Origin of the sequence: Methyloversatilis universalis FAM5, from assembly GCF_000214035.2 — a bacterium.
Classification (GTDB): Bacteria; Pseudomonadota; Gammaproteobacteria; order Burkholderiales; family Rhodocyclaceae; genus Methyloversatilis; species Methyloversatilis universalis.
Genome location: NZ_AFHG01000030.1, coordinates 162,588 through 179,540, shown reverse-complemented (window position 1 = coordinate 179,540; position 16,953 = coordinate 162,588). Strand labels below are relative to the sequence as shown.

General features: G+C 64.5%; 17 protein-coding genes and 2 tRNA genes. 4 read left to right on the top strand and 15 right to left on the bottom strand.

What is annotated here, in order from left to right:
* Positions 1–15 precede the first annotated feature (15 nt).
* From hflX to ndk, 11 genes are all read right to left on the bottom strand, one after another.
* Entirely contained in the window at positions 16–1,281 is a 1,266-nt protein-coding gene (gene hflX, locus METUNV1_RS03705; RefSeq protein WP_008058982.1) for a GTPase HflX, read from the bottom strand.
* A gap of 36 nt (positions 1,282–1,317) precedes the next feature.
* Positions 1,318–1,557 (bottom strand): RNA chaperone Hfq, encoded by a 240-nt coding sequence (gene hfq, locus METUNV1_RS03700; RefSeq protein WP_008058977.1) that lies wholly within the window; start codon positions 1,555–1,557, stop codon positions 1,318–1,320.
* 102 nt (positions 1,558–1,659) lie between these two features.
* Positions 1,660–2,988 carry a ribosome biogenesis GTPase Der gene (gene der / locus METUNV1_RS03695; RefSeq protein ID WP_043358953.1) on the bottom strand — a complete coding sequence of 443 codons (1,329 nt, stop codon included), beginning with the start codon at positions 2,986–2,988 and terminating at the stop codon, positions 1,660–1,662.
* Positions 2,989–2,997: 9 nt separating this feature from the next.
* Entirely contained in the window at positions 2,998–4,143 is a 1,146-nt protein-coding gene (gene bamB / locus METUNV1_RS03690) for an outer membrane protein assembly factor BamB (protein ID WP_008058973.1), read from the bottom strand.
* On the bottom strand, positions 4,140–4,814 hold the full coding sequence (locus METUNV1_RS03685; protein ID WP_008058971.1) for a YfgM family protein: 675 nt from the start codon (positions 4,812–4,814) through the stop codon (positions 4,140–4,142). Before METUNV1_RS03685 ends, bamB begins: the two co-directional genes overlap by 4 nt.
* A 27-nt stretch (positions 4,815–4,841) precedes the next feature.
* Positions 4,842–6,155 (bottom strand): histidine--tRNA ligase, encoded by a 1,314-nt coding sequence (gene hisS / locus METUNV1_RS03680; protein WP_081471316.1) that lies wholly within the window; start codon positions 6,153–6,155, stop codon positions 4,842–4,844.
* A 10-nt stretch (positions 6,156–6,165) separates the two neighbouring features.
* Positions 6,166–7,419: a flavodoxin-dependent (E)-4-hydroxy-3-methylbut-2-enyl-diphosphate synthase gene (gene ispG / locus METUNV1_RS03675; protein ID WP_008058967.1), complete on the bottom strand. Its 1,254-nt coding sequence runs from the start codon at positions 7,417–7,419 to the stop codon at positions 6,166–6,168.
* The gene (locus METUNV1_RS03670) at positions 7,419–8,312 is read right to left on the bottom strand and encodes a RodZ domain-containing protein (RefSeq protein WP_008058966.1); all 894 of its coding nucleotides are present in this window, start codon (positions 8,310–8,312) and stop codon (positions 7,419–7,421) included. Before METUNV1_RS03670 ends, ispG begins: the two co-directional genes overlap by 1 nt.
* Positions 8,312–9,148 (bottom strand): type IV pilus biogenesis/stability protein PilW, encoded by an 837-nt coding sequence (gene pilW / locus METUNV1_RS03665; protein WP_008058964.1) that lies wholly within the window; start codon positions 9,146–9,148, stop codon positions 8,312–8,314. The genes METUNV1_RS03670 and pilW overlap by 1 nt, the downstream gene beginning before the upstream one ends.
* Positions 9,145–10,254 (bottom strand): dual-specificity RNA methyltransferase RlmN, encoded by a 1,110-nt coding sequence (rlmN, locus tag METUNV1_RS03660; protein ID WP_008058962.1) that lies wholly within the window; start codon positions 10,252–10,254, stop codon positions 9,145–9,147. Before rlmN ends, pilW begins: the two co-directional genes overlap by 4 nt.
* Positions 10,255–10,264: 10 nt before the next feature.
* Positions 10,265–10,690, bottom strand: a complete 426-nt coding sequence (gene ndk, locus METUNV1_RS03655) for a nucleoside-diphosphate kinase (RefSeq protein WP_008058959.1) — start codon at positions 10,688–10,690, stop codon at positions 10,265–10,267.
* Positions 10,691–10,911: 221 nt separating this feature from the next.
* Here ndk and METUNV1_RS03650 point away from each other — a divergent pair, with 221 nt between their 5' ends.
* Genes METUNV1_RS03650 through METUNV1_RS03640 form a run of 3 tightly spaced genes read left to right on the top strand, consistent with a single transcriptional unit; the run spans position 10,912 to position 13,844 of the window.
* Positions 10,912–11,457 (top strand): GbsR/MarR family transcriptional regulator, encoded by a 546-nt coding sequence (locus METUNV1_RS03650; RefSeq protein WP_008058957.1) that lies wholly within the window; start codon positions 10,912–10,914, stop codon positions 11,455–11,457.
* Positions 11,458–11,466: 9 nt separating this feature from the next.
* On the top strand, positions 11,467–12,852 hold the full coding sequence (locus METUNV1_RS03645) for a cytochrome ubiquinol oxidase subunit I (protein ID WP_008058955.1): 1,386 nt from the start codon (positions 11,467–11,469) through the stop codon (positions 12,850–12,852).
* Positions 12,849–13,844, top strand: coding sequence for a cytochrome d ubiquinol oxidase subunit II (locus tag METUNV1_RS03640; protein WP_008058948.1), 996 nt, complete (start codon positions 12,849–12,851; stop codon positions 13,842–13,844). The genes METUNV1_RS03645 and METUNV1_RS03640 overlap by 4 nt, the downstream gene beginning before the upstream one ends.
* Positions 13,845–13,887: 43 nt before the next feature.
* Here the strand turns inward: METUNV1_RS03640 and METUNV1_RS03635 are convergent, their stop codons facing one another.
* The 4 genes from METUNV1_RS03635 to METUNV1_RS03620 form a co-directional block, all read right to left on the bottom strand.
* Positions 13,888–14,217, bottom strand: a complete 330-nt coding sequence (locus METUNV1_RS03635; protein ID WP_232416269.1) for a hypothetical protein — start codon at positions 14,215–14,217, stop codon at positions 13,888–13,890.
* 469 nt (positions 14,218–14,686) lie between these two features.
* Positions 14,687–14,763 (bottom strand) — tRNA-Arg (locus METUNV1_RS03630).
* Positions 14,764–14,831: 68 nt separating this feature from the next.
* Positions 14,832–14,925 (bottom strand) — tRNA-Ser (locus METUNV1_RS03625).
* An 82-nt stretch (positions 14,926–15,007) separates the two neighbouring features.
* Complete coding sequence (locus METUNV1_RS03620) at positions 15,008–16,246, bottom strand: aspartate kinase (RefSeq protein ID WP_008058944.1); 1,239 nt, start codon at positions 16,244–16,246, stop codon at positions 15,008–15,010.
* A gap of 327 nt (positions 16,247–16,573) precedes the next feature.
* Here METUNV1_RS03620 and METUNV1_RS03615 point away from each other — a divergent pair, with 327 nt between their 5' ends.
* Entirely contained in the window at positions 16,574–16,867 is a 294-nt protein-coding gene (locus tag METUNV1_RS03615; RefSeq protein WP_008058942.1) for a helix-turn-helix domain-containing protein, read from the top strand.
* Positions 16,868–16,953: the final 86 nt, after the last annotated feature.

Below are 16,953 nucleotides of genomic sequence, written 5' to 3'. Positions count from 1 at the left end.
TCGCATTGAGCACGTTCAGACTGGATAGGTAAGGATGGAAGGATCGTACGGCGCCTCGTCGGCGCCGGATGCACCGGCGTTGTCCGCCTCCGGTGCCGCGATGGCTCTGAGTGCGCTGCCGGCCGAGGGTTCCAGCTCCAGGCCGCGCGGATCGTCATTCGGCGGCCTGCGCAGCGCGGCGGCGGCCTTTTCGTCCGCCAGCCGCTGCGCAACCGCCGCACGCAGTTCGGCCAGACCGGCGCCGGTACGGGCACTTACGCGAACGGTCTGGATCGTATCACAGCCCCCCGCGTCGGCCCCGGGCGCCAGCGCCGGCATCAGATCTATCTTGTTCAGCACGCGGATCTGCGGCACCGCGTCGGCACCGACTTCCGCCAGCACGCGATCCACCGCCTCGATCTGGGCATCGCGGTCGGGCGCCGAAGCATCGATCACGTGCAGCAGCAGATCGGCGCCTGCGGTTTCTTCGAGCGTGGCGTGGAAGGCGGCCACCAGCGTGTGAGGCAGATCGCGGATGAAACCCACGGTGTCCGACAGCACAACCTGACCGAACTCGCCCAGGTAGAGCTGGCGTGACGTGGTGTCGAGCGTCGCGAACAGCTGGTCGGCGGCATAGGTGCCGGCCTTGGTCAGCGCGTTGAACAGCGTGGATTTGCCGGCGTTGGTATAGCCCACCAGCGCCACCACCGGCGTGGCACGCCGTTCGCGCGACTTGCGACGCACGCCGCGCTGACGTTCCACCTTGGCCAGACGTTCCTTGAGCGCCTTCACCCGCACGCCGAGCAGCCGGCGGTCGGTTTCGAGCTGGGTTTCACCCGGACCGCGCAGACCGATGCCGCCCTTCTGCCGCTCAAGGTGAGTCCAGCCGCGCACCAGCCGCGTGGACAGATGTTCGAGCTGGGCCAGTTCGACCTGCAGCTTGCCCTCATGGCTGCGCGCTCTCAGCGCGAAGATGTCGAGGATGAGCGCATTGCGGTCGATCACCCTGCGCTGCAGCGCGCGCTCGAGATTGCGCTGCTGCGCAGGCGACAGTTCGTGATTGAACAGCACGATGTCCGCCTCGCCGGCGTTGGCCAGATCGAGGATTTCAGCCACCTTGCCCTTGCCGGCAAAGGTGGCCGGATCCGGCGACTGACGACGACCGCCGACCCGCGCGACCGGTTCGGCACCGGCACTGCGCACCAGCAGCGTGAATTCGTCGAGACGATTTTCGTAGTCGCCCGCCCCCAGATCGAGCTGGACGATGACCGCGCGCTCACCCCCCGACGGACGATCAAACATCCGCGGGGGCTTTCATGACGGAAGACCGGCGCAGGCTCAACTGCCCTCGCCCTGCTCGTGCTGGATGTTGACCGGACGTGCCGGCACAACGGTCGAGATGGCGTGCTTGTACACCATCTGGGTCACGGTGTTCTTCAGCAGCACGACGTACTGGTCGAACGATTCGATCTGGCCCTGGAGCTTGATGCCGTTGACGAGGTAAATGGCGACCGGAACGTGTTCCCGGCGCAGGGTGTTGAGGAAGGGGTCTTGTAGCATTTGCCCTTTGTTGCTCATGGGAACACCTCTTGTTTATTTGAAATTTAACTGTACTGGATTTTCTGATGCACCGCAGCTTCCGACACGGCACGCCATGCATTCGATCCCGTGCCTGCGGACCTATTTGTCGCGCGCCGCGAACGGATTGTGCGCGGTACGGAATTGCACTCTCAGGGGCGTACCCTGAAGTTTGAATGTTTCCAGGAAGTGGCGTTCCAGGAAGCGACGGTAACTGTCTGAAACATGTTCCAGCGCGGTGCCGTGGATCACGATCACCGGCGGGTTCATGCCGCCCTGGTGGGCGTAGCGCATCTTGGGCCGGAACAGGCCGTGCTTCGGCGGCGCCTGCTTCTCGACCGCCGCTTGCAGCGCGCGCGTCAGGCGCGGCGTCGGCAGCTTGATCATGGCCGCCGCGTAGGCCGCATCGACCGCGCCGAAAATGCCGCTCACGCCCTGCCCTTCCAGCGCCGAAATGTAGAGCTGGCGGGCAAATCCGAGGAAACTCAACTTGCGCGCCACTTCCCGCTTGAAGATTTCCCGCCGGTAGCTGTCGACCGCGTCCCACTTGTTGATGACGAGCACCAGCGCACGGCCGCTTTCGACGATGAAACCGCCGATGTGCGCATCCTGGTCGGACACTTCCTGGGTGGCATCCAGCACCAGAATGCAGATGTTGGACTGCTCGATCGCCTGCACCGTCTTGATTACCGAGAACTTCTCGATCGATTCGAACACCCGGCCCTTGCGGCGCAGACCTGCGGTGTCGATCAGCGTGTATTCCTTGCCGCCGCGCTGGAACGGAATGCTGATCGCGTCCCGGGTCGTGCCGGCCTGGTCGAAGGCGATTACCCGCTCCTCGCCGAGCAGTGCATTGATCAGCGTGGATTTGCCGACGTTGGGTCGACCGGCCACCGCGATTTTCGGGCCGCGCAGGTCGTCCTCGTCCTCCGGGTCAAGCGGGAACGGCGCCAGGCATACTTCGACCAGATTGCGCACGCCCTCGCCGTGGGCCGACGAAATGACGTGGATGTCACCCAACCCCAGTTCGTGGAACTCGGCGGCGACGATTTCGCGCCGCATGCCTTCGGCCTTGTTTACCGCCAGCACCAGCGGCTTGCCGGCACGGCGCAGCCGGGCCGCGATCTCGCGGTCGTGCGCGGTCAGGCCGGCGCGACCATCGACGATGAACACCAGCACGTCGGCTTCGGCGATCGCCTGCTCCGCCTGCTGCGCCATTTCCACCATGATGCCGTCACGCGCGGTCGGCTCGAAGCCGCCGGTGTCCACCACCAGGAAGGGCCGGTCGCCCAGACGGCCATTGCCGTAGTGACGATCCCGCGTCAGGCCGGGAAAATCGGCCACCAGCGCATCGCGCGTCTTGGTCAGACGGTTGAACAGGGTGGACTTGCCCACATTGGGGCGTCCGACGAGTACCAGAACAGGCTTCAAGAGTAATCCTCAGCGGGCGGACAGCGCGCGCACGCCGCCGGCCCGGGTTTGGGCGATGAAAGCACGGCCATAGGCCTGCATCGCCGCATCGATGCTGCTGCCGTCGCCATTCAGGCGGGCGGCGAAAGCGCCATTCTCGCGCTGCAGAAGGTGCACGATACCCTCCACGTCGCTCACGGCAATATACGCGCCCACCGCCAGCGGGCGGCCGGGGCCGCGACGGGCCAGCTTGTCCTGCTTCCAGAGACTGGCGCCGGTCGCACGGTCCAGCGCATGCACCGCGCCCTTGTCGTCGCTGATGTAGAGGTTCTGGGTATCGACGTCGATGCCGGCACCGCTCGAAATGTCGCGCGACCACACCACATTGCCGCTGGTCAGCTCGAAGCAGGCCACACGGCCCTGGAAGGCTGCGGCGCAGACTTCGCGACCTGCCAGTACCGGCGGGCTGGTCACGTCGGCGATGCGCTCGAGCTCGGTCGCCCCCTTGGGCAGCGCCACATTGGATTCCCACATGGTCGAGCCGTTGCTGCGGTTGATCGCCACCAGCTTGCCACCCGGGAAGCCGGCGATCACCAGCGACGGCGTGCTGATCAGGCCGGCGTGGGTGCGCAGCGTGAGTGCCGGGTTGGCGCGCTGGTAATTCCATTTGCGGGCACCGTCGGCGGCCGCGAAAGCCTGGATGCGGCTGTCGGCGCTGCGCACGAACACCATGTCGTCGGACACTTCCGGCGGCGCCAGCACCTCGGACGTCACCGTGGCCTGCCAACGCGGCTTGCCGTCGGTGCCGAACGCCAGCACCTCGCCCTTCTCGGTACCGACCACCAACAGCTTGTCGCTGGCGCCCACACCGCCGGACAGGCTCTTGCCGGCATTGATCTTCCAGATCAGGCGACCGTCGTCCAGACGCGCGATCACCCCGTCCCGCGACGCCGCGTACACGGTGCCGCCCACCACCGCCGGCGCGAACACGAAATTCTCCGACTGGCCCACGCCATAGCGCCACACCTCGGCCAGCTGGGCGGTCGGCTGGATGACACCCAGCGGCGGCACCTTGCCCTTGCTCGGGCCGCTGAACGGATTCAGGCTGTCCAGCGAAAGCGAGGAGCAGCCCGCGCTCAGCGAGGCAACCAGAATCAGGGCCGGAAAGCGTTTCACTGCTTGCCTCCGACCGCGTCGAGCTTGATTTCGACCACGCTGCGGATGCCCTGCTGGGCGATGCGGGCCGCATCGCCACCGGCCTTGATCGACTCATCGATGCGGGTCAGCGCCGCCTGGTAGGCGGTGCGCGCCTCGTCACGCTGGTCGCGCATCAGGTGCAGGTCACCGCGCGCCTCCAGGAAGCGGGCTTCCAGCGACGCTTCGGCCTTGCCGTCGAGCAGCTTGGCGGCGTCATCGAACTTCTGTTCCTCGATCAGCACATAGGCCAGACGCAGGCGGGCGAGATCTCGAACGACGTCCTCCGAGGCCTTGTCCTTCACCCATTCGAGCTGGGCACGGGCGGTCTGGGTGTCGTTGTTCTCGGCATGCACCTTGGCCGACAGCAGCGCACCGAGGGCCGCGTACTGGGTGCCCGGGAAATGCTCGGTCAGTTCGGCCGCCGCTTCGCGGGTCTTTTTCAGATCACCGCCCAGCGCCGCTTCCTGCAGCACGTCATAGATGCCGCTGGCCTTGACCGACTGGTCACGCTGGTACCAGTTCCAGCCCTGCTGGCCGATGATGACCGCGGACACCGCGATCACCAGCCAGGTGATGGCGTTGCCCCACTGGTTCCACCAGGACTTGATGGCGGAGAGCTGTTCCTGTTCTTCCAGATCGAGTGCTGCCATGTGCTTGGCTCCTGCCGGTTTGACCGGTTATTGAAAGTCGGTTTTTTGAAGGGCGTCGTCTTCGTCGTCGCCGTAGCCACCCAGCAGCATGGCCGCCAGGTGCTCACCCACGTCGTCGGCGCTGATGCGCATCTGTTCGCCGCCGCGCAGCGGCTTGAAGGTGACCTCACCCGCGGCCACTTCTTCTTCGCCCAGGATGAGCGCCACCATGGCACCGGAGGCGTCGGCGCGCTTCATCTGCGACTTGAAGCTGCCGCCGCCGCAGTGCATCAGCGTCGCGAAGCCGCCGTCGCGCAGACGCTCGGCCAGCGCGAAGGCAGCCGCCTGCGCGCCAGTGCCCGAATGCACCACATAGGCCTCCACCCGCTCGACCAGCGCGTCGGCCTCCTGGGTATCCCACAGCGCCATCAGCCGCTCGATGCCCATCGCGAAACCCGCGGCCGGCGCAGGCTTGCCACCCAGCTGGGCGATCAGGCCGTCGTAGCGGCCACCGGCGCACACCGTGCCCTGGGCGCCGAGCTGGTCGGTCACCCACTCGAACACGGTAAGGTTGTAGTAATCCAGCCCGCGCACCAGGCGCGGATTGATGCGGAAGGCGATATTGGCGGCGCGCAGCGTGTCCTGGATGGCATTGAAGTGCGCCAGCGATGCCTCGCCCAGAAAATCGGACAGCTTGGGCGCCGCTTCGACCAGCGCCTGCATGGCCGGGTTCTTGGTGTCGAGGATGCGCAGCGGATTGCTGTGCAGACGGCGCTTCGCGTCTTCGTCCAGCTGGTCCCGGTGCGCCTCGAAATAGGCGATCAGTTCGGCGCGGTGCTTCAGCCGCTCTTCCGGCGACCCGAGCGAATTGATTTCGAGCTTGATGCCCATCAGGCCGAGGTCGTCCCACAGACGCTGGCACATGATGATGAGCTCGGCGTCGATGTCCGGACCGGCGTAGCCCAGCGCCTCGACGCCGACCTGGTGGAACTGGCGGTAGCGGCCTTTCTGCGGACGCTCGTGGCGGAACATCGGGCCCATGTACCAGAGCTTGCGCGGGCTGTCGTACAGCAGATTGTGTTCGGTCACCGCCCGCACGCAGGACGCCGTGCCTTCCGGGCGCAGCGTCAGGTTCTCGCCATTGAGCGCGTCCTCGAAGGAATACATTTCCTTCTCGACGATGTCGGTCACTTCACCGATGGCGCGCTTGAACAGCGGCGTGTGCTCGAGCAGCGGCATGCGGATCGGCCGGTAGCCGTAGCCGCGCAGCCAGTCGCGCACGATGGTTTCGAATGCTTCCCAGCGCTCTGCCTCGTCCGGCAGGATGTCATTCATGCCGCGAACGGCTTGCAGTTTGCTCATTCTTCTTCGTTCAGACGCCGGTGCGGCCGGCGGTTTTCTTGGTGTAGGTGCGGGCGACATAGGCATCGACGATGCCGCGGAATTCCGCCGCGATGTTGTCGCCCTTCAGCGTGACGGTCTTTTCGCCGTCCTCGAACACCGGTGCCACCGGTGTTTCCCCGGTACCCGGCAGCGAAATGCCGATGTTGGCGTGCTTGCTCTCGCCCGGACCGTTCACGACACAGCCCATCACGGCCAGCGTCATCCGTTCGACGCCGTCGTACTGCGTCTTCCACTCCGGCATCCTGTCGCGGACATAGGTCTGGATGTCGGCCGCCAGTTCCTGGAAGAAGGTCGAGGTGGTGCGACCGCAGCCGGGGCAGGCGGCAACCATGGGCGTGAAGGCACGCAGCCCCATGGTCTGCAGCATTTCCTGGGCAACGATCACTTCCTTCGTGCGATCGCCGTTCGGCTCCGGCGTCAGCGACACCCGTATGGTGTCGCCGATGCCCTGCTGCAGCAGCACCGACATCGCGGCGGTCGAGGCAACGATGCCCTTGGAGCCCATGCCGGCCTCGGTCAACCCGAGGTGCAGCGGGTAATCACAGCGCTTCGCCAGCTCGGAATAGATGGCGATCAGATCCTGCACGCCGCTCACCTTGCACGACAGGATGATCCGGTCCGGCGACAGGCCCCATTCGACCGCCTGCGCGGCGCTTTCCAGCGCGGAGGTGACCATCGCTTCGCGCATCACCTCGATCGCATCCTTGGGCTGCGGCCGGCGGGCGTTCTCGTCCATCACCCGGGCGAGCAGCGCCTGGTCCAGGCTGCCCCAGTTCACGCCGATGCGCACCGGCTTGTCGTAGCGGCAGGCGATGTCGATCAGCGCGGCGTACTGTTCGTCGCGCTTGCTGCCCTTGCCCACATTGCCCGGATTGATGCGCAGCTTGTCCAGCGTCTCGGCGCAGGCCGGGTGTTCGCGCAGCAGCTTGTGGCCGTTGAAGTGGAAGTCGCCGACCAGCGGCACATCCACATTCATTTTCAGCAGCTGCTCGCGCACCTTGGGCACGGCGGCCGCGGCTTCCATCGTGTTGACCGTGATGCGCACGATTTCCGAACCGGCCCGGGCCAGCTGCGCCACCTGGATGGCGGTGGAAATGTGGTCCTCGGTGTCGGTATTGGTCATCGACTGCACCACCACCGGTGCAGCCGAGCCGATCACCAGATCGCCGACCCGCACGCTGCGGGTCGGGCGACGGACGATGCCGGAAGACGGTTCGCTCATCATTCAAGCCTCAGTCGGGCCACTTCGACCTTGGTCGAAGGGACGAGATCGTAGGGCGCGCCGTCGATGTCCATGCTCACCGACTTCGCATTCCCGATCACCAGCGACACCGGGAACACCGCAGTGAAGCTGCGGGTGCTGCCGGCGCGATTCAGTTCTGACAGCACGACGCGCCCCTGCGCATCGCGCATTTCTATCCACGAGTCCGCGGTGAAGCGGAAGTTCAGCTGGCGCTGACCGGGCACGGCAGTCGCTGCAGGCGCCTGCTGCGCCGACACAGGCGGAAGCGCTGCAGTCGCAGCCGCATCCGGAGACGGGTTCGGCGGCGGCACTTCGGCCTGCACGGCAGCGGTCTGCGGATCGACCGGCGGTACAGGCTCTGAGGCCGGCACTTCGGGCGTCGCCTCGGCCGCTGGCGGCACGACAACGGCCGGCGTCGGCTCGACCGCCGCAGGCTGAGCACCTGCCGGCCAGAACTCGAACCACACGTAGAGCGCGATCGCGGCCAGCGCAGGCACGCTCAGCGCAAGCAACGGCAGCATCCACTTGCGACGGGCCGACTGGCTGGGCATGGCCACACCGACATTGGCCTGTTCCACCAGCTGCGGACGCGCCCGCACTTCGTGACGATCGAGCTGGGCCAGCAGGGCCTGGGCATCCAGCCCCATCAGCGACGCGTAATTGCGGATGAAACCGCGCGCGTAGGTGGCACTGGTGAGGCGGGCGTAGTCGTCCGACTCGATCGCCTCGACCTGACGCGCGGCCAGCTTGATCGCGGCACCGATGCCCTCGACCGTCATGCCGCGCGCTTCGCGCGCACGACGCAGCTGCAGTCCGACCGACGGTTCGTCCGCGAAATCAGCCTGTTGCGATACCGTGTTATCGACGGTCATCAGTCGTATTTCCCCTGCATCAGGGCCTGGTGTTCCGGCGTCCCGGCGAAGCGGCGGCGCAGCTGGCCGGCAAAACCGGCTTCGGACACCTTGTCACCGAGCTTGCGCTCGATGCGCAGCGCCAGCCACAGGCTTTCGGCCACCGGATCACGCTGCGCATGGAAATCGCTCACGTACTTGCGCGCCTCGTAATAGTTGCCCTTGCGATAGAACAGCAGCGCCAGGTTGTACAGCGCCTGCACATTGGTCGAATCGGCGTTGATCGCGCGCAGGAAATTGACCTCGGCGGTCTGCAGGTCGCCGCTGCGCATCGCGCACAGGCCGGCGTTGGTATAGGGCCGGGTGGGTGACGCGTAGAGCGGGTTCTTGATCGCGTTGTTGAACAGTTGCATCGCGCGGGCGGTGTCGCCGTCCTGGCACAGGAACCAGCCGAAGTTGTTGTTGATGTCCGGGTCACTGGGCGCGAGACGCAGCGCCTTTTCGAAATTTTCCCGCGCCTGCTGACGTTCCTGCAGGTAGAGGTGGGCCAGACCCATCAGGTTGTAGGCCGGGCCGTAGCTGCTGTCGTCGCGCACGGCAAGACGCCCTTCTTCCAGCGCCACCGCCACATTACCCGCTTCCAGATAAGCCAGACCGAGTTCGGTGTGCGACTTGGCGCGGGTGCGGGACGAACCGGTGGTGATGGTTTCCACCGGCTTGTATTCCGAAACCGGCGTACTGGGCTGCTGACTCTGTGCCGCGACACCCGGAGCGGCGGCCGGCTGGCCACCCGCGCAACCGCTGAGCAGCCAGGCGGCCGACAGGGCAGCCAGCGCACACGAAAACAGTCTTTTCACCGTGCGGGAACCTCCTGGAGGGGAATGGTCTTGCGGGTGCGCCGGGTCTTGTCCAGCACCTGGCCGGCAAGCTGGCCGCAGGCGGCATCCACGTCGTCGCCGCGCGTCTTGCGCGTGGTGGTGACGATGCCGGCTTCGATCAGGATTTCGGAGAAGCGGCGGATGCGCTCCTTCGACGAACGTCCGAACGGCGCCTGCGGGAAGGGATTGAACGGAATCAGGTTGTACTTGCACGGCACCTGGCGGGCGATATCCACCAGCTGGCGCGCGTGTTCGTCGCTGTCATTCACGCCGTCGAGCATGACGTACTCGAAGGTGATGAAGTCACGCGGCGCGCGGTCGAGATAGCGCACGCAGGCCGCCAGCAGCTCGCGCAGCGGGTACTTCTTGTTGATCGGCACCAGCTCGTCGCGCAGCGCGTCGTTCGGCGCGTGCAGCGACACCGCCAGCGCGACCGGGCAGGCGTCGCGCAGGCGGTCCATCGCCGGCACGATGCCCGAGGTCGATACCGTCACGCGACGGCGCGACAGGCCGTAGGCGTTGTCGTCCAGCATCAGCTTGAGCGCGGCCACCGTGGCGTCGAAATTGGCCAGCGGTTCGCCCATGCCCATCATGACGACGTTGGAAATCACGCGCTCGCCGTCATTCTCGCCACCACGCACCGCGCCGAGCGCGCGGTTGGCGAGCCAGAGCTGGCCGATGATTTCCGACACTTCGAGATTGCGGTTGAAACCCTGCTTGCCGGTCGAGCAGAAGGCGCAATCGAGCGCACAGCCTGCCTGCGTCGAAATGCAGAGCGTGCCGCGACGCTCTTCCGGAATGAACACGGTTTCCACCGCATTGCCGGCACCGACGTCGATCAGCCACTTGCGCGTGCCGTCGGTGCTGGTGCTGTCACGCACCGGCACCGGGGCCTGGACGCAGGCGATGTCCGACAGCTTGGCGCGCAAGGACTTGGCGACGTCGCTCATCGCGTCGAAGTCGCCCTCGCCATTGCGGTGTATCCACCGCATCACCTGCCGCGCGCGAAAGGGCTTCTCGCCCAGACCCGTAAAGAAGTCGGCGAAGCCCTCGGCGTCAAACTGCAGCAGGTTGGTGCGGGTCACGCGTGTGCTCTCAGCGCGAGTAGACGTTCAGCGCCGGGAAGAAATAGGCGATCTCGACGGCGGCGGTTTCCGGCGCGTCGGAGCCATGCACGGCGTTGGCATCGATGGAGTCGGCGAAGTCGGCGCGGATGGTGCCCGGCGCAGCCTTCTTCGGATCGGTGGCGCCCATCAGGTCGCGGTTCTTCAGGATGGCGCCTTCGCCTTCCAGCACCTGGATCATGACCGGGCCGGAAATCATGAAGTCAACCAGATCCTTGAAGAAGGGACGCTCGCGGTGCACGGCGTAGAAGCCTTCGGCTTCTGCGCGCGACAGCTGGGTCATGCGCGAGGCGACGATCTTCAGGCCGGCGTCTTCGAAACGCTGGTAGATCTTGCCGATCACGTTCTTGGCGACGGCGTCGGGCTTGATGATCGAAAGGGTACGTTCAGCGGCCATGAAACTCTCCGAATTGATGACTGAGTGAGGAAACGGAAGGACAACCCGAGATTGTACCAATAGCGGAGCACCCCGTCAGCCCGGATGCTGCGGCGCGCAAGTACGGCGTGCCCCCCGCCCGTACAGATCATCCTGTGTTTTCCGAATTTTCAGTATTTTCTGAAATTTGATTTATATTAAAGCCTGTTCAAATACTTCTTGAAAAGGACGGGACTTCAATCGTGACCCCGCTGGTACACGCCTTCGTGGCGCACTTCGGCGAAATGGGCAGCCGCTGGGGCATCAATCGCACCGTCGGTCAGATCTACGCGCTCATCTTCGTATCCCCGCGTCCGCTCTGCGCCGACGAGATCGCGGAAACGCTCTCCTATTCCCGCTCCAACGTCAGCATGGGGCTGAAGGAACTGCAGTCGTGGCGACTGGTGAAGCTGCGCCACATGCCCGGCGACCGGCGCGAATACTTCGACGCGCCGACCGACGCCTGGGAGATTTTCCGCACGCTGGCGGAAGAACGCCGGCGGCGCGAGATGGAACCCACGCTGTCGATGCTGCGCAGCGCCCTGCTGGAAACCCCGAGCAGCGAGGAAGACCGCGTGGCGCAGGAGCGCATGAAAGGCATGCACGACCTGATCGAACTGATGAGCAACTGGTTCGACGACGTACAGAGGCTCGACGCCCAGACACTGGCCAAGCTGATGCGCATGGGTGCACGGGTCCAGAAACTGCTGGAGCTGACCGGCCAGCTGAAACCCGGTACCAAGGAGTGAGACCCCATCATGGATTTTGATCCCGTCCTGCTGGCGCGCATGCAGTTCGCTGCCAACATTACCTTCCACATCCTGTTCCCGACCATTTCGATCTCGCTGGGCTGGATGCTGCTGTTCATGCGCTGGCGCTGGCTGAAGACGAATCACCGGCCCTGGCTCACCGCCTACCGCTTCTGGACCAAGGTGTTCGCACTGACCTTCGCGCTGGGCGTGGTGAGCGGCATCACGATGAGTTTCCAGTTCGGCACCAACTGGCCGGGCTTCATGGAAAAGGTGGGCAATATTGCAGGCCCGCTGCTCGGCTTCGAGGTGCTGACCGCCTTCTTCCTCGAAGCGACCTTCCTCGGCGTCATGCTGTTCGGTCACGGCCGGGTGAGCGAGCGGGTACACCTGCTGGCCACCTTTCTGGTCGCCTTCGGCACCACGATGAGCGCGTTCTGGATCCTGGTGCTGAACTCCTGGATGCAGACGCCGGTGGGCTACGAAATCATCAACGGCGAGTTCCACGTGAAGAGCTGGCTGGAAATCATCTTCAACCCGTCCTTCCCGTACCGCTTCACCCACATGCTGCTCGCGTCGATGCTCACCATGGCCTTTCTGGTCGCGGGTGTGTCCGCCTGGCAGGTGCTGCGCGGACGCGCCAACGCCTCCACTCCGCTTGCGCTGCGCGCCGGCCTGACACTGGCGGCCGTGCTCATCCCGGTGCAGATCGTCGTCGGCGACATGCACGGCCTCAACACCCTGCACCACCAGCCGCAGAAGATCGCGGCGATCGAGGGCGTGTGGCACACCGAGCGCGGCGCGCCGCTGCTGCTGTTCGCGCTGCCGAACGAGGCGGAAAAGCGGAACGATATGGCCATCGGCATCCCGAAGATGGCGTCGCTCATCCTGACCCACGAATGGGATGGCGAACTGAAGGGCCTGAACGAATTCGAGGCTCATCCGCCGGTCCGGCCGCTGTTCTTCAGCTTCCGCATCATGGTGGCGATCGGTTCGCTGATGCTGCTGGTGAGCTGGGTGGGCTGGTGGCTGCTGCGGCGACACGGCTGGCAGCCGGACCGCGCTCCACGCTGGCTCATCGGCGCGATCGCCGGGATGACCTTTTCCGGCTGGATTGCCACTGTGGCCGGCTGGTACGTGACCGAAATCGGCCGTCAGCCGTGGATCGTGCACGGCCTGATCAAGACCGCCGACGTGGCATCGACCACGCCCGCGCCGCACATCGCGCTGACGCTGACCGGCTACCTGATCACCTATGTGCTGCTCATCGTCGCCTATGTGAGCGTGCTGCGCTACATGGCCGAAAAGCCATCGGACAGTTACGACCCCGCCCCGACCGGCGGCGCCGCGACGCCCCTGCCTACCCAGTTTGCGAACAAGGAGAATGCAGCATGACCTGGGCCGAATTCCTGCCTGTCATCTTCATGGGCCTGATGGGTCTCTCGATGTTCCTCTACGTCGTGCTGGACGGCTTCGATCTGGGCGTGGGCATGCTGCTGCATCGTGCGAACGACAGCCAGAAGGACATGATGATCGCGTCGATCGGCCCGTTCTGGGATGCCAACGAAACCTGGCTGGTACTCGGCGTCGGCATTCTGCTGATCGCCTTCCCGAAGGCGCACGGCGTCGTGATGACCGCGCTCTATCTGCCGATCGCGGTCATGCTGCTCGGTCTCATCCTGCGCGGGGTGGCCTTCGATTTCCGGGTCAAGGCGCAGGACAGTCACAAGCCGCTGTGGAATTTCGTGTTCTTCGCCGGCTCGACCGTCACCGCGATCGCCCAGGGCTGGATGCTCGGCCGCTTCATCACCGGTTTCGCCGACGGTTTCGCCTATTCGCTGTTCGCGCTGGCGATCGCCCTCGCCCTGCCCTGCGCCTACGTACTGATGGGCGCCGCCTGGCTGGTGCTGAAAACAGAGGGCGAACTGCAGCAGCGCGCGGCGCACTGGGGTCGCATGGCCCTGGTGCCGGTGGTGATCGGCATGGGCCTCATTTCGATCGCCACGCCGTGGGTGAGCGAAACCGTGGCCGGCCGCTGGTTCAGCCTGCCGCAGTTCATCGGCCTGCTGCCCATCCCGTTCGCCACCTTCGCCTGCTTCGTCGCGCTGCGCTGGACGCTGAGCGGCCAGCGCGCACTGGGCACGCTGTGCTGGCTGCCTTTCGTACTGACGGTAGGCGTGTTCCTGATGGGCGGTCTCGGCCTGGCCTACAGCCTCTACCCCTATGTCGTGATGGACCGCATCACGATCTGGCAGGCAGCCAGCGCAACCGAGGCGCTGAACCTCATCCTCGCCGGCTGCATCATCACGGTGCCCGCCATCCTCGCCTACACGCTGTTCGCGCATCGCGTGTTCTGGGGCAAGGCGACCGAGCTGCGCTACGGGTAAGCGCATGCGCCCCGCCCATGGCGGCGGGGCGCATCTAAGGCAGTCAGCGCGCGGAAAAGACCCAGACCTCTTCGCCGTAATCGAACATCAGCACCACCTCGGCACCGACGCAGCGTTCTGCCACCGCCAGCACCTCCCGCCAGCCGACGAAGCGGTGCGCATCCTCGACCGAAGCGCACCATAACCAGTGCTCCGACTTCTGCGTCAGATCGCAGTCCCCCAGAAAGAAGTCACCGCCCGATTTCTGTACCCCGAAGCCCAGATAGACCGCGTGCGCAGGCACGCCCAGTTTCATCTTCAACCAGTCCACCGGACGGATGGACGGCTCCTCGCCCTGCTCTTCCTCTCGTGGAAGCTTTTCTTTTCTGACCACTGTGTCCTCCCAGACAGAAGTCGCGCCGTCATCGTGTAACGACTTTGTCATATTACAGAGATCAGTGACTGCAGCGAAGTGCTGGTGAGCGCGGTGAAGAACACGCGCGGCGCGCCGTCACCCCGGCCGTTACGAAAACACGCGGGTGAAGGCACTGCGATGCAGATCCGCGAAAGAACCTCGAGGCAGGCACCGGTGCGGGCGTTCATCACTGGATACGCGCTGGAAGAAGGGACGACCGCCCCGCTTGACCGAACCCGGGCGCGGAAAAAGCAGGCGTCGGAGAGGCATCCGGCTGGCGCACCCTCGCCTTCGCGCGTCGACACACGCGCCCCGAAGGGAACTGATCGCTGAAAGCAGGAAATGGTGGAGCCGCAGGCGGTGGCGCCGGGGGCGCGCCTGAACGGCGCTGAAAAAGAAAAAGGCCAGTCAATTGACTGGCCTATCTCTTTGTTTCTCTGCGGTAATTTGGCGCGCCCGGAGCGATTCGAACGCCCGACCCCTTGGTTCGTAGCCAAGTACTCTATCCAGCTGAGCTACGGGCGCGCTGCAGAGAGGCAAAACTATAGCACACTTTTTCAACACTGCAACCATTTTTTGATCGATGGTTGCTTTGGCGGAGAAGGAGGGATTCGAACCCTCGATACAGGTTTTAGCCCGTATGCTCCCTTAGCAGGGGAGTGCCTTCGACCTCTCGGCCACCTCTCCGTTTACTGCGTGCTTCAAAGCGCGCGAACTATACCGGTAAGCCCCGCTCCGGTCAAATCCGCGCGCAACTTATTCCAGCCGCTTACTGCGCCGGCTGGTCCAGTTCGAATGCGCGGTGCAGCACGCGCACGGCCAGTTCGAGGTACTTCTCGTCGAGCACCACCGACACCTTGATTTCGGAAGTCGAAATCATCTGGATGTTGATGCCCTCTTCCGCCAGCGTGCGGAACATCTTGCTGGCCACGCCCGGGTGCGAACGCATGCCGACACCAACCGCCGACACCTTGCAGATCTTGTTGTCGCCGGTGATTTCACGGGCACCGATGTGCTGACGCACGCTTTCCAGAATGCCCATCGCCTTGGTGTACTCGCCGCGATTAACCGTGAAGGAGAAATCGGTCGAACCGTCATGGCCCACGTTCTGGATGATCATGTCGACGTCGATGTTGGCGTCGGCGATCGGCCCCAGGATCTGATAGGCGATGCCCGGACGGTCCGGTACGCCCAGCACGGTCAGTTTGGCTTCGTCGCGGTTGAAGGCGATGCCGGAGATGATGGGTTGTTCCATATTGACGTCTTCCTCGACAGTAATCAGCGTGCCCGGACCTTCATGGCCCTCGTCCTCGAAACTGGACAGCACGCGCAGCTTGACCTTGTACTTGCCTGCAAATTCGACCGAGCGGATCTGCAGCACCTTGGAACCGAGGCTGGCCATTTCCAGCATTTCCTCGAAGGTGATGCGGTCCAGGCGACGCGCTTCCGGCACGATGCGCGGGTCGGTGGTGTACACACCATCGACGTCGGTGTAGATCTGGCACTCGTCGGCACCCAGCGCAGCGGCCAGCGCGACACCGGTGGTGTCCGAACCGCCGCGGCCCAGCGTGGTGATGTTGCCCTTCTCGTCCACGCCCTGAAAACCGGCGACGACGACCACGTGACCTTCATCGAGATCGCGTTTGATGTTCTGCTCGTCGATCGACAGGATGCGTGCCTTGGTGTGCGCATCGTCGGTCAGGATGCGGACCTGGCCCCCGGTGTAGCTGCGCGCCTTCAGACCGAGGTCCTTGAGCGCCATGGCCAGCAGACCGATGGTGACCTGTTCGCCGGTGGAGGCGATCACGTCGAGTTCGCGCGGATCGGGCGTCGGCGAAATCTCTTTCGCCAGGCCCAGCAGGCGATTGGTCTCGCCGCTCATGGCCGACACGACGATGACCATCTTGTGGCCGCGCGCGACATAGCCGGCGACCCGGCGGGCAACGCTCTTGATGCGGTCGGGCTTGCCGACCGAGGTGCCGCCGTATTTCTGGACGATGAGTGCCATCTGTACTTCCGGGACGTTGTACGAAAACCCGCAATTGTATCCGATCCGTTCGCGGTGAAAATTCCCCGCTGGAAACAGGGGTCAAACGAACGCCGCCAGCCTGCCTGAAACAGCTCATCCGTTCCGCATCTTCACCCGATGATCATGCTTGCAAACATATGCAAACCTGTTTTGAACAGGACGTTGTGATCATTTATACTGGGTTTTGTCTATAACTTAAGTTATAGGCAAGGGAGTACGCAGAGATGCGGAACTGACGCAGCCGGCAACCGGATTTCAAAGGCACGGCGCGATCGTCCGGTATTCAACTCATCAAGGACAACGAGCATGAAAGCAAGCGACAACATCGACGCACGCGAAATTCGCAAGAAGCTGGGCATGAACCAATCGCAGTTCTGGTCTCGCCTCGGCGTCACGCAGAGCGGCGGTTCCCGTTACGAAAGCGGCCGCAACATGCCCAAGCCGGTCCAGGCCCTGCTGCGCCTGGTGCACGTCGAACAGATCGACATCAGCAAGATCCGCCGCGAAGACATGGAAGTGATCGAGTACCTGCGTGCGACCGATCCTGACGCCTTCAAGCGCCTCAAAAAGGAAGCCCGCGCGCACCGCAAGGCCGGCTGATCGCCGCTTTACGGAGCGCTCCTGAAAGAAGGGGGAAGGCATGGCCTTCCCCCTTTGCTTTTGGGCGCCCGCCAAGCTGCGTGCAC

Bases quoted from the DNA above. Each gene is read 5' to 3' on its own strand.
- METUNV1_RS03685 (WP_008058971.1), bottom strand. From the start codon at position 4,814: ATGGCAGCACTCGATCTGGAAGAACAGGAACAGCTCTCCGCCATCAAG.
- METUNV1_RS03640 (WP_008058948.1), top strand. From the start codon at position 12,849: ATGACCTGGGCCGAATTCCTGCCTGTCATCTTCATGGGCCTGATGGGT.
- ndk (WP_008058959.1), bottom strand. From the start codon at position 10,690: ATGGCCGCTGAACGTACCCTTTCGATCATCAAGCCCGACGCCGTCGCC.
- hfq (WP_008058977.1), bottom strand. From the start codon at position 1,557: ATGAGCAACAAAGGGCAAATGCTACAAGACCCCTTCCTCAACACCCTG.
- METUNV1_RS03620 (WP_008058944.1), bottom strand. From the start codon at position 16,246: ATGGCACTCATCGTCCAGAAATACGGCGGCACCTCGGTCGGCAAGCCC.
- hisS (WP_081471316.1), bottom strand. From the start codon at position 6,155: ATGAGCAAACTGCAAGCCGTTCGCGGCATGAATGACATCCTGCCGGAC.
- METUNV1_RS03615 (WP_008058942.1), top strand. From the start codon at position 16,574: ATGAAAGCAAGCGACAACATCGACGCACGCGAAATTCGCAAGAAGCTG.
- ispG (WP_008058967.1), bottom strand. From the start codon at position 7,419: ATGAGCGAACCGTCTTCCGGCATCGTCCGTCGCCCGACCCGCAGCGTG.
- hflX (WP_008058982.1), bottom strand. From the start codon at position 1,281: ATGTTTGATCGTCCGTCGGGGGGTGAGCGCGCGGTCATCGTCCAGCTC.
- METUNV1_RS03670 (WP_008058966.1), bottom strand. From the start codon at position 8,312: ATGACCGTCGATAACACGGTATCGCAACAGGCTGATTTCGCGGACGAA.
- METUNV1_RS03645 (WP_008058955.1), top strand. From the start codon at position 11,467: ATGGATTTTGATCCCGTCCTGCTGGCGCGCATGCAGTTCGCTGCCAAC.